The organism is Streptomyces sp. NBC_00582, assembly GCF_036345155.1.
In the GTDB taxonomy this organism is placed as follows: domain Bacteria; phylum Actinomycetota; class Actinomycetes; order Streptomycetales; family Streptomycetaceae; genus Streptomyces.
The window spans coordinates 2,306,192-2,316,749 of the sequence record NZ_CP107772.1; the positions used below are offsets into that span (position 1 = coordinate 2,306,192).

Consider the following 10,558-nt stretch of genomic DNA (forward strand, 5'->3'; position numbering starts at 1 on the left):
CGTCGACCCCGCGGGAGTGGTCGGCCGGACACGGCCTAGTTGTATTGATCACGAGCGTTGTTGACACTGGCGGGTCTTGAACATGGCGAAGACCTCCGATGTGGTGGAGCTGTCTAAGAACACACCGCACGGAGGTCTTCGTGTCCCACCGTAATGCCCGGCTGACCGTTCACGGCAGGCGGCTGCTCGTCGAGCGTGTCCGTTCGGGCCGCCCCGTCGCGCATGTCGCGGCCGAGATGGGCATCTCACGTGTCACGGCCCACAAGTGGATGCGCCGCTGGCAAGCGGAGGGCGAACAGGGGCTGCACGACCGCCCCAGCCGTCCACTGACGACACCCCACCGCACGGCGGCAGCCGTGGAGGCCCGGGTGTGCCGGCTGCGCCAGGACCGCAAACTCGGCCCCGCCCGCCTCGGCCCCGTCCTGGGACTGCCCGCCTCGACCGTGCACCGCATCCTGGTCCGCCACGGCCTGAACCGGCTTGCCTTCCTCGACCGGCCCACCGGCCAGGTCATCCGCCGCTACGAACGCGACCGACCCGGCGAACTCATCCACGTCGACGTCAAGAAACTCGGCCGCATCCCCGACGGCGGCGGCCACAAGGTCCTGGGCCGCCAGGCCGGCCGCGCCCGCCGCAGCAGCGTGGGCTTCGACTACGTCCACTCAGCCATCGACGACCACAGCCGCCTCGCCTACAGCGAGATCCACCGCGACGAGAAAGTCGCCACCTGCGCCGGCTTCCTCACCCGCGCGGCCGCCTTCTTCCACGCCCACGGCATCACCCGCATCGAACGCGTGCTCACCGACAACGCCTGGGCCTACCGCAAGGGCCTGGCCTGGAAGCAGGTGCTCATCGAGATCGGCGCGACCGGCAAGCTGACTCGCGCCTACCGCCCGCAGACCAACGGCAAGGTCGAACGCTTCAACCGCACCCTGCTCGACGAGTGGGCCTACCTGCGGCCTTTCACCAGCAACGACGAACGCACCGCAGCCCTGGCCGACTTCCTCCACACCTACAACTACCATCGCTGCCACACCGCACTCGGAGGCCAGCCACCCATCACCCGAGTCAACAACCCTGCGGGTCAATACACCTAGTCTGTTGCCCCCTGAACAGCTTTTCGAAGCCCGGCACTTGGAAAAGGTGACGCGCGATGTCGCTGAGCCCCGGCGATCCGGAATCCATGGGCGGCTATGCGCTGGTCGACCGGCTCGGCAGCGGCGGCATGGGCGTCGTCTATCTGGGGCGTTCGGACTCGGGGCGGCAGGTCGCGGTGAAGGTCGTGCACCCGCCGTACGCGCAGGACCAGGAGTTCCGCACCCGCTTCCGGCAGGAGGTGGCGGCGGCCCGCCGGGTCAGCGGGGCGTTCACGGCCCCGGTGGTGGACGCGGATCCGGACGGCGCGCAGCCGTGGATGGCGACCCTGTACGTCCCGGGCCGCACCCTGTCGGACGTCGTGGCCCAGGACGGCCCGCTGCGCGGACGGGCGTTGCGCGTGCTCGCGCTGGGGCTCGTCGAGGCGCTGCGGGACATCCACCGGGCGGGTGTGGTGCACCGTGATCTGAAGCCGAGCAACGTTCTGATGGCCGAGGACGGGCCCCGGGTCATCGACTTCGGCATCTCGCACGCCGTCGACAACGAGGCTCTCACCATGACCGGCCGGCTGATCGGCACCCCGCCCTTCATGTCGCCGGAGCAGTTCACCGCGCCGCGCGAGGTCACCGGCGCCTCGGACGTCTTCTCGCTGGGGTCGCTGCTGGTCTACGCGGCCACCGGCAACCGCCCGTTCGACGGCAGCAGCCCGTACCTGACCGGTTATCAGGTGATGTACGAGGCGCCCGACCTGGACGGGGTCGTCGAACCGCTGCGGAGCGTCGCCCGACGCTGTCTGGACAAGGACCCGGCGGCCCGGCCCGAGCTCGGTGAACTGCGCGACATGCTGCGGGCGCTGCCGGACTCCGACGTGGTGGCCGAACCGGTCACGCCGGTGGCGGATCCCGTCGAGCCCGCGGGGCGTGACGCCGGGGCGGTGAACCGTGGGGGTTCCGGACGTCGGAGGCGGCGCGTCCTCGTCGGTCTCGCGGCGGTCCTCGCCGTCACCGGGCTGAGCATCGTGGCGGTGAGAGGCGGATCGGCCGTGCTGAACGCGGCCTCCCCCTCGCCCACCGCGCCCCCGGTCGGCGCCGGCGCGTCCCCCACCCGGTCGCCGGCATCCCCCTCGGCGTCCGCGTCCCGCGCCACGGTGACGCCGCCGCCGAAGCACGTGCCGTGGGACTACCAGATCGGCGGCGCGTACGCCCCGGCGGCCGGCGTGCGGGTGGTGAGCCGCAGCCATGAGAGCGCCCCCGTGCCCGGGCTCTACACCATCTGCAACATCAACGCCTTCCAGGCGCAGGAGGGCGCGGAGGCCGAGTGGGACTCCGACCTGCTGCTGCGCGACGCCGACGGGAAGGTCGTCTACGACAAGGACTGGAACGAGGCGATCCTGGACATCCGCACGGACGCCAAGCGCCGGCGCATCGCCGCCGTGCTGAACACCTGGATCGACGGGTGCGCGGCCAAGGGCTACCAGGCCGTCGAGCCCGACAACTACGACACCTTCACCCGCTACCCGGACCGCCTCACGGGCGACCAGGCCGAGGCGCTGATGAAGCTGCTGGCCGCGCACGCCCACGCCGACGGACTGGCCATCGCCCAGAAGAACACCGTCGAGCTGGTGTCCGACCGGGCGGCCGTGGGCCTGGACTTCGCCGTGGTGGAGGAGTGCGCCGAGTACGACGAGTGCGGCGCGTTCGCCGAGGCGTTCGACGACAACGTGCTCGTGGTCGAGTACACGGCGAAGGGCATGGCGCAGGCGTGCTCCGGCTGGGGCGGCACCCTCAGCGTCGTCCGCCGTGACCAGTTGGTCGTGCCCAAGGGGACGAGCGGGTACGTCCACCAGACCTGTTGAGGCCCGGCCGGGGTGCCGGATATCCGTTCGCCCCGGAGCTCTCGGGCGCCCTACGCTCGGCCCATGAACAGGCCACTCGTCGCCCTCCTCAGCGGTGCGGGCATCTCCACCGACTCCGGGATCCCCGACTACCGCGGCCCGAACGGGCTGTGGCGGCGGGATCCCGAGGCCGAGAAGCTCGTCACGTACGAGTACTACATGCGGGATCCGGAGATCCGGCGGCGGTCGTGGCAGATGCGGCGCGCGACCGGGGCGCTGCGGGCCGAGCCGAACGCGGCGCACCTCGCCGTCGCCGAGCTGGAGAGGTCCGGGATCCCGGTCAGGGTGATCACCCAGAACGTGGACGGGCTGCACCAGCGCGCGGGCATGCCCGACCGCAAGGTCCTCGAGCTGCACGGCAGCGCGCACGCTGTGGTGTGCACCGGGTGTCATGCCCGGGGGCCGATGCGGGACGCCCTCGCCCGGGTGGAGGCCGGTGAGGAGGACCCGCCCTGTCTGCGGTGCGGCGGGATCCTCAAGTCGGCCACCGTCATGTTCGGCGAGCGGCTCGACCCGGTGGTCCTCGGCGACGCGCTCGCGATCTCCAAGGCCTGCACGGTGTTCCTCGCCGTCGGCACCACCCTTCAGGTGCAGCCCGCCGCGGGCCTCGCCGGGGTCGCCGCCGACCACGGGGCCCGCCTGATCATCGTGAACGCCGAGCCGACCCCGTACGACGAGATCGCCGACGAGGTCGTCCGCGAGCCCATCGGCACCGCCCTGCCCCGCCTGCTGCGGGAGCTGGCCGCGCCGGCCCTCTGAGCTCAGTCTCCGAAGCGGGCGCGGGCCGTGTCGTGGGCCGTGCGCAGAAGCCGCAGGACCAGCTCCGTCGTCCTGTCGGCGGGGTCGACGACCGCGATCCAGCCGAGCCCGCCGTACACGGGGTGCGGCAGCACGGTGTCGGCGGCCGCGTGGTCGCGAGGACGGGTGAGGGCGCGCGGGTCCTCCCCGGTCAGCTCGGCGAACGTCGGCCGGTCGACCTTGACGTTCACCCGCCAGCGGCCCGGCGCGTCGAGGCCGGAGGCGGTGTCGTCGGGGTAGTCCTTGGTGACGATCGTCCCGTACGGCTGACCGCGCCGCGGCATCCGGCCGTCGGGCGCGTAGTAGAAGAACGCGTCCCCCCAGGCGATCTCGGGAAGGTCGCCACCCGGGGCCGGGACGACCACGAGGGCACCCTCGAAGGAACGCACGGTCGCGATGATCTGCTCCATACTCATGGTTCGAGCATGACCTTCAAGTGCTTGTGTGGGGTTGGTCGCGGGGAGGGGAGCCGTTGCGCACCGTCGACGTGGCGCGGGAGTCGGGATACTCCGTGCAGCAGGTGCGGGACCTGGAGCGGCTCGGTGTGATTCCGCCGGCCGTGCGGGCGGCCAACGGCTACCGCGCCTACACCCCGGCGCATGTGCACGCGCTGCGCGCCTACCGGGGACTCGCGGGGGCGGTCGGGCCCGTCGAGGCCCGGCGGCTGCTCGCCCGGGTGCGGACACGGACGCTCGCTGAGGCCGCTGCGGCCGTCAGCGCGCTGCATGTCCGGCTGGCGCGGGAACGCGACGAGGCGCTGCGCGCCGAGGAGGCGTTGCGGGCGATCCGGGACGAGGCCGGGACCGGTGGGGCGGAGCGCGACAGCGACGCCATGACGATCACCGAGCTGGCGGGAGCGCTGGGGGTCCGTCCCTCCACCCTGCGGTTCTGGGAGCAGGAGGGGCTGGTCGCGCCCGAGCGGGTGACCACGCTGCGGGCCCGCCGGTACGGTCTCGCGGCGGTCCGGGCGGCCCGTGTCGTCGCGGCGCTGCGCGGCAGCGGCTACGGCATTCCCGCCGTGCGCGAGATCATGGGCTCCCTCGACCGGCTCGACGGGCTGGAGGACACCGCACGCCTCCTGGGGCAACGGCTCGACCGGATCGCCGACAGGACCGTGGCGCTGCTCCGGGCGGGCGCGGACCTGGCGGCGATCTGCGAGGGTGAGCGGTCAGGACGGGGCTGAGCCGTCAGAACAGGGCCGTGCCGGTCTCGAAGTCCAGCAGGCGCTGCTTGCGGTCGAGGCCGCCGCCGTAGCCGGTGAGGCTGCCGTTCGCGCCCACGACGCGGTGACAGGGGACGATGATCCCGATCGGGTTCTTGCCGTTGGCGAGGCCTACCGCCCGGGAGGCCCCCGGGTTGCCGAGGAACGCGGCGAGTTCGCCGTAGGAGCGGGTCTCGCCGTAGGGGATCCTGCGGAGCTGTTCCCACACCGTGCGCTGGAACGGGGTGCCCCCGTCGAGGCGGAGCGGGAGGGTGAACTCCTTCAGCCCTCCCTCGAAATACGCCTCCAACTGGTCCTCGGCCTCGCGGAAGAGGGTGTCGTCACGCGGTCCGAAGCTCTCCTCGGCCGGCCGGTGGCGCTGTCCGGTCATGTAGAGGCCGCACAGCACGCCGTCGTCGGCGACGAGGGTGAGGGGGCCGTAGGGGCTGTCGATGACGGTGTGCTTCTTCATCGGAACGTCCTCAGACGGGAAGGAAGTTGATCGGGTGGCTGTCGGTCGCCCACAGGTACTGGACCGCGTACGCCCGCCAGGGACGCCAGGCCGCCGCGCGGGCCGTGAGGGCCGCCGGGGTGGACGGCAGGCCCAGCTCCTGGGCGGCCCGGCGGATGCCGAGGTCGGTGGGGAGGAAGGCGTCGGGGTCGCCGAGGGCGCGCAGGGCGATGACGTCGACGGTCCACGGGCCGAATCCGGGGAGGGCGAGGAGCCGGGCGCGGGTCGCGGGCCAGTCGCTCTCCGGGCCGAGGTGGAGGGTTCCGTCGGCCAGGTGACGGACGAGGGTGGTGAAGGTGGTGCGGCGGGTGCGGGGCATCGCCAGGGACTCGGGGTCGACGGCGGCCAGTGCCTCGGGGGACGGGAAGAGACGGGTGAGGCCGCCTTCCGGGTCGTCGACCGGCTCGCCGTACGCGGTGACCAGGCGCGCCGCGTGGGTGCGGGCGGCCGCCGTGGACACCTGCTGGCCCAGGACGGCGCGTACGGCGAACTCGGCCTCGTCGACCGTGCGCGGCACCCGGCGGCCGGGCGCCTTGTCGACCAGGGGGGCGAGCAGCGGGTCGGTGCGCAGGTGGTCGTCGACGGCGACCGGGTCGGCGTCGAGGTCGAGCATGCGGCGGCAGCGGCTGATGGCGACGGTGAGGTCGCGCAGGTCGGTGAGGGTGAGCCGGCAGCCGATGTGGTCGGGGCGCGGGGTGAGGGCGACGACGCCGTGCCCGTACGGCAGGCGCAGGGTGCGCCGGAAGGCTCCGTCCCGCCACTCCTCCACTCCGGGGACGCCGGTCGCGGCGAGGTGTCCGAAGAGGTTGTCGGGGTTGAGCGGGGCCCGGAACGGCAGCCGGAGCTGGAGGGTGCCGCCGGGGGTGGGTGCGGCCGGGTCGACGGCAGGGGGCGGGCCCTTCTTCGGGGTGCGGGCGCGCAGCTCGCTCGGGGCGAGCGCGAACACCTCGCGCACGGTGTCGTTGAAGGTGCGCACGGAGGCGAAGCCGGCGGCGAACGCCACGTCCGCCATGGGCAGTGCGGTGGTCTCGACCAGGAGGCGGGCCGTCTGGGCGCGCTGGGCGCGGGCCAGTGCGAGGGGGCCCGCGCCGAGTTGGGCGAGGAGCTGGCGTTCCACCTGGCGGGTGCTGTAGCCGAGGCGGGCGGCGAGGCCGGGCACGCCGTCCCGGTCGACGACCCCGTCGGCGATCAGCCGCATGGCGCGGGCGACCAGGTCGGCTCGCTGGTTCCACTCCGGGGAGCCGGGGCTGGTGTCCGGCCGGCAGCGCTTGCAGGCGCGGAACCCGGCCTGCTGGCAGGCGGCGGCGCTCGGATGGAAGACCATGTTGTCCGGCTTGGGCGGCACGGCGGGGCAGCTCGGCCGGCAGTAGATCCCGGTGGTGAGGACCGCCGTGAAGAACCATCCGTCGAACCGCGCGTCCTTCGACTGCACGGCGCGCACACAGCGCTCGCGGTCGGTGTGCATCCCGTTCTGCATGCGTCCAGCATCAGGCACCGCCCGGCTGCGGCGCTGGCGAGAATCCGACATGGACGTCTTCTGTCCTGGGGCGCGGCGGGTCACTGGTGCCGCGGCAGGCAACGTTTGCCCCGTCGCGCAACGTTGCCTGCCGGGGCACCAGGGGGCGTTTCGAAAGTCCTGTGCGGTGCCCGCGGTGTCCGGTGCGTGCTCTCGGCGTGCCGGACGAAAGCCCTCGTACTGGACGTACTTGGGGCTTCGGCCGGTGCGGCGCGAGGACGTGCCGGGCGCCGCGGGTGCTGTGCGGGACTTTCGAAACACCCCTTAGGCTGCCGCGCATGGATCAGGCAGCCGGCCCCCGCCGGCCACGGTTGTGGCCGTTGTACGCGGCCGGGTTCACCACCGCGTTCGGGGCGCACGGCATCGCCGCGAACCTGGGCGGCGGCTCCGAGGACGCGGTCACCTCGCTGCTCGTCCTCGGCGGGCTGCTGGCGTTGTACGACGGTGCGGAGGTCGTCCTGAAGCCGGTGTTCGGCACCCTCGCCGACCGGGTCGGGGCGCGGCCGGTGCTGCTGGGCGGGCTCGTCGCCTTCGCGCTCGCCTCCCTGTCGTACGTCGTCGTGGACTCCCCCGGCGGGCTCTGGGCGGCGCGGCTCGGGCAGGGGGCGGCGGCCTCGGCGTTCTCACCGGCCGCCTCCGCGCTCGTGTCGCGGCTGAGTCCCGCGGCGGGGCAGGGGCGGGCGTTCGGGAGCTACGGCTTCCACAAGTCCGTCGGCTACACGCTGGGGCCGCTGCTCGGCGGGGTGCTGGTGTGGGCGGGCGGGCTGCGGCTGCTGTTCGGGGTGCTCGCGGCGCTGGGGGCCGCGGTGGCGGTGTGGGCGTGGGTCTCGGTGCCCGTCGTGCCGCCGCTGCCGAAGGCCCGGCAGACGGTGGTGGATCTGGCGCGGCGGCTGGCGGATCCGGTGTTCCTGGTGCCGACGGCGGGGCTCGCGGGGGCGACCGCCGCGCTGTCGGTCGGGGTGGGATTTCTGCCGGTGTCGGGGGCGGCTGCCGGGCTGGGGACGGTGGCGACGGGTGCGGCGGTGTCGGTGCTGGCGGCCTGTGCGGCGGTGGTGCAGCCCCGGGCGGGGCGGGCGCTGGACGCCGGGCGGATCGGCGCCCGGGGCGGGCTGGTGCTGGGCACCGCCGTCACGGCGGCGGGGCTGGCGTGCGCGATGCTGCCGGGGCTCACGGGGGTGCTGTCGGCGGCGGTGCTCATCGGCGTCGGCACGGGTCTGATCACCCCGCTCGGTTTCGCGGCGCTGGCCTCCTCGACCCCGAAGGAGCGGCTGGGCCAGACCATGGGCGCGGCGGAACTCGGCCGCGAACTGGGCGACGCGGGCGGTCCCCTGCTGGTGGCGGGGGTCGCGACGGCCACCACCCTGACCCACGGGTACGCGGCCCTGGCGGCGCTCCTGCTGTGCGGTCCGCTGGCTGTTCTGGGCCGACGGGTGGTGTCGGGGGCGCGCTGATGCCCGGGCGGGCCGGGAGCTCAGGCGCGGTGGACCGGCGGGGCTTGTCGCTCCGGGAGCATCGCCAGGGACCAGATCACGAAGATGTCGATCCCCATCACGGTCACCGACCACGGCGGCTCGTACGGCAGGAACAGCCACTGGGCGACCAGACCGAGCGCGGCCAGGACGATGCCGGGGAAGCGGGCCCGGGCGATCCCCTTGAGCAGGGCCGCGCCGGTCGCGGCGGTGAGGACGCCGAGGACGAGGTGGACCGCGCCCCAGCCGGTGAGGCCGAGTTCGTAGACGTAGGAGCCGACGCGGGCGTAGACGTCGTCCCCGGCGAGCGCGGCGACCCCCTGGAGGACGCAGAGGAAGCCGCCGCAGAGCATCAGGACGCCGGCGAAGGTGACCCCGCCGGAGGCGAAGCCGTCCCGCGTGGCCGGTGCGGAGGCCCGCGGCCCACCGGGAGGCACGGACCACGCCGTGCCGATCTCGCCCTGGGTGTGGCCGGTGGGGCCGTGGGGAGAGGAATGCGAGGTCATCGGGTGCGTCCCTTCCGCTCCTGCGCCGACGGCCGCCGGGGGCGTTCCCCGCGGCCGCTGCCAGCACACCCCGCCCCCACGGCCGGGGCGACCGCGGCGGCCCCATACGGGTGAACGGCCGCCCGGGCGGGATCGCGAGCGCCCGTCACATGTTGATCATGTGGCCGGCCAGGCCGTGGACGGCCTCCTTGACGGCCTCGCCGAGGGTGGGGTGGGCGTGGACGTTGCGGGCGACCTCGTGGACGGTGAGGTCCCACTGCTGGGCGAGGGTGAGTTCGGGCAGGAGTTCGGTGACGTCGGGGCCGATGAGGTGGCCGCCGATGAGTTCGCCGTGGGTCGCGTCGGAGAGCAGCTTGACGAAGCCGGTGGTGTCGCCGAGGCCGTGGGACTTGCCGTTGGCGGTGAAGGGGAACTTGGCGACCTTGACGTCGTAGCCGAGGTCGCGGGCCTGGGCCTCGGTGTAGCCGAAGCTGGCGATCTGCGGCTGGCAGTAGGTGGCGCGCGGGATCATCGCGTAGTCGAGTTCCATGGTCTCGGCGCCGGCGATCGTCTCGGCGGCGATCACGCCCATGGCCTCGGCGGCGTGCGCGAGCATCAGCTTCGCGGTGACGTCGCCGATGGCGTAGAGGTGCGGCACGGAGGTGCGGCAGCGGCCGTCGACGTCGATGGCACCGCGCTCGGTGACGGTGACGCCGGTGTTCTCCAGGCCGTAGCCGGTGACGTTGGGGGCGAAGCCGATGGCCTGGAGGACCTTGTCGGCCTCCAGGATCCGCGGGGTGCCGTCCTGGCCGGTGACGGTGACCCGGACCTGGGGCCCGGACTCGTCGATGGCGTCGACACGGGTGGAGGTCAGGACGTCGATGCCGAGCCTGCGGTACTGGCGGGCGAGTTCGGCGGAGACCTCGGCGTCCTCCAGCGGGGCGACGCGGTCCAGGAACTCGACGAGGGTGACCTTCACGCCGTAGTGGTGCAGGACGTAGGCGAACTCGATGCCGATGGCGCCGGCCCCGGCGATGACGATCGACTGCGGGAGGTCCTCGGCGAGGATCTGCTCCTCGTAGGTGACGACGCGGGAGGTGCGTCGGGTGCCGGGGAGCAGGCGGGGGGTGGCGCCGGTGGCGATGACGCAGTGCTCGAAGCCGATCGTGCGGGTCTCGCCGTCGTAGCCGGTGACCTGGAGGGTGTGCGGGTCGAGGAAGGTGCCGCGGCCGTCGTACTCGGTGATCTTGTTCTTCTTCATCAGGTAGTGGACGCCCTTGACGCGGCCGTCGGCGACCTTGCGGCTGCGGCGGTAGGCCTCGCCGTAGTCGAAGGAGACCTGGCCGTCGACCTTGATGCCGAAGGTCTTCGCCTCGTGGGTGAAGATGTGGGCGAGTTCGGCGTTGCGCAGCAGCGCCTTCGTGGGGATGCAGCCCACGTTCAGACAGACGCCGCCCCAGTACTTCTCCTCGACGACGGCGACGCGCTTGCCCAACTGGGCCGCGCGCACGGCGGCGACATAGCCGCCGGGGCCGGCGCCGAGGACCACGACGTCGAAGCGTTCGTCCTGCTCGGTCATGAGGGGTTCC

Annotated in this window: 10 protein-coding genes; 5 read left to right on the forward strand and 5 right to left on the reverse strand. The window is 73.2% G+C overall.

The annotated features are described in order from the left end of the window. Positions 1-140: 140 nt before the first annotated feature. From OG852_RS09875 to OG852_RS09885, 3 genes are all read left to right on the forward strand, one after another. A complete protein-coding gene (locus tag OG852_RS09875) occupies positions 141-1,097 on the forward strand; it encodes an IS481 family transposase (protein ID WP_330346872.1) in 957 nt (318 codons plus the stop codon). Positions 1,098-1,153: 56 nt separating this feature from the next. Continuing rightward, positions 1,154-2,950 carry an endo alpha-1,4 polygalactosaminidase gene (locus OG852_RS09880; RefSeq protein ID WP_330347622.1) on the forward strand — a complete coding sequence of 599 codons (1,797 nt, stop codon included), beginning with the start codon at positions 1,154-1,156 and terminating at the stop codon, positions 2,948-2,950. A 63-nt stretch (positions 2,951-3,013) separates the two neighbouring features. Then, positions 3,014-3,748 (forward strand): SIR2 family NAD-dependent protein deacylase, encoded by a 735-nt coding sequence (locus OG852_RS09885; RefSeq protein ID WP_133913891.1) that lies wholly within the window; start codon positions 3,014-3,016, stop codon positions 3,746-3,748. 2 nt (positions 3,749-3,750) lie between these two features. On the opposite strand, the gene OG852_RS09890 is transcribed toward OG852_RS09885, so the two are convergent. After that, a complete protein-coding gene (locus OG852_RS09890; protein WP_133913958.1) occupies positions 3,751-4,197 on the reverse strand; it encodes a DUF6194 family protein in 447 nt (148 codons plus the stop codon). A gap of 62 nt (positions 4,198-4,259) precedes the next feature. On the opposite strand from OG852_RS09890, the gene OG852_RS09895 reads away from it, so the two are divergent. After that, the gene (locus tag OG852_RS09895; RefSeq protein ID WP_330347623.1) at positions 4,260-4,970 is read left to right on the forward strand and encodes a MerR family transcriptional regulator; all 711 of its coding nucleotides are present in this window, start codon (positions 4,260-4,262) and stop codon (positions 4,968-4,970) included. Positions 4,971-4,974: 4 nt separating this feature from the next. Here OG852_RS09895 and OG852_RS09900 read toward each other — a convergent pair whose 3' ends face one another. After that, positions 4,975-5,460 (reverse strand): methylated-DNA--[protein]-cysteine S-methyltransferase, encoded by a 486-nt coding sequence (locus OG852_RS09900; protein ID WP_330347624.1) that lies wholly within the window; start codon positions 5,458-5,460, stop codon positions 4,975-4,977. Between the two features lie 10 nt (positions 5,461-5,470). Further along, positions 5,471-6,976 carry an AlkA N-terminal domain-containing protein gene (locus OG852_RS09905; protein WP_330347625.1) on the reverse strand — a complete coding sequence of 502 codons (1,506 nt, stop codon included), beginning with the start codon at positions 6,974-6,976 and terminating at the stop codon, positions 5,471-5,473. Positions 6,977-7,293: 317 nt separating this feature from the next. On the opposite strand from OG852_RS09905, the gene OG852_RS09910 reads away from it, so the two are divergent. Next, entirely contained in the window at positions 7,294-8,466 is a 1,173-nt protein-coding gene (locus OG852_RS09910) for an MFS transporter (RefSeq protein ID WP_330347626.1), read from the forward strand. 20 nt (positions 8,467-8,486) lie between these two features. Here the strand turns inward: OG852_RS09910 and OG852_RS09915 are convergent, their stop codons facing one another. Then, positions 8,487-8,990 (reverse strand): DUF7144 family membrane protein, encoded by a 504-nt coding sequence (locus tag OG852_RS09915; RefSeq protein ID WP_330347627.1) that lies wholly within the window; start codon positions 8,988-8,990, stop codon positions 8,487-8,489. Between the two features lie 145 nt (positions 8,991-9,135). Beyond that, positions 9,136-10,548: a dihydrolipoyl dehydrogenase gene (gene lpdA, locus OG852_RS09920; protein ID WP_133913895.1), complete on the reverse strand. Its 1,413-nt coding sequence runs from the start codon at positions 10,546-10,548 to the stop codon at positions 9,136-9,138. Between the last annotated feature and the right edge of the window lie 10 nt (positions 10,549-10,558).

Bases quoted from the DNA above. Each gene is read 5' to 3' on its own strand.
- OG852_RS09880 (WP_330347622.1), top strand. From the start codon at position 1,154: ATGTCGCTGAGCCCCGGCGATCCGGAATCCATGGGCGGCTATGCGCTG.
- OG852_RS09885 (WP_133913891.1), top strand. From the start codon at position 3,014: ATGAACAGGCCACTCGTCGCCCTCCTCAGCGGTGCGGGCATCTCCACC.
- OG852_RS09890 (WP_133913958.1), bottom strand. From the start codon at position 4,197: ATGGAGCAGATCATCGCGACCGTGCGTTCCTTCGAGGGTGCCCTCGTG.
- OG852_RS09900 (WP_330347624.1), bottom strand. From the start codon at position 5,460: ATGAAGAAGCACACCGTCATCGACAGCCCCTACGGCCCCCTCACCCTC.
- OG852_RS09905 (WP_330347625.1), bottom strand. From the start codon at position 6,976: ATGCAGAACGGGATGCACACCGACCGCGAGCGCTGTGTGCGCGCCGTG.
- OG852_RS09910 (WP_330347626.1), top strand. From the start codon at position 7,294: ATGGATCAGGCAGCCGGCCCCCGCCGGCCACGGTTGTGGCCGTTGTAC.
- OG852_RS09915 (WP_330347627.1), bottom strand. From the start codon at position 8,990: ATGACCTCGCATTCCTCTCCCCACGGCCCCACCGGCCACACCCAGGGC.
- lpdA (WP_133913895.1), bottom strand. From the start codon at position 10,548: ATGACCGAGCAGGACGAACGCTTCGACGTCGTGGTCCTCGGCGCCGGC.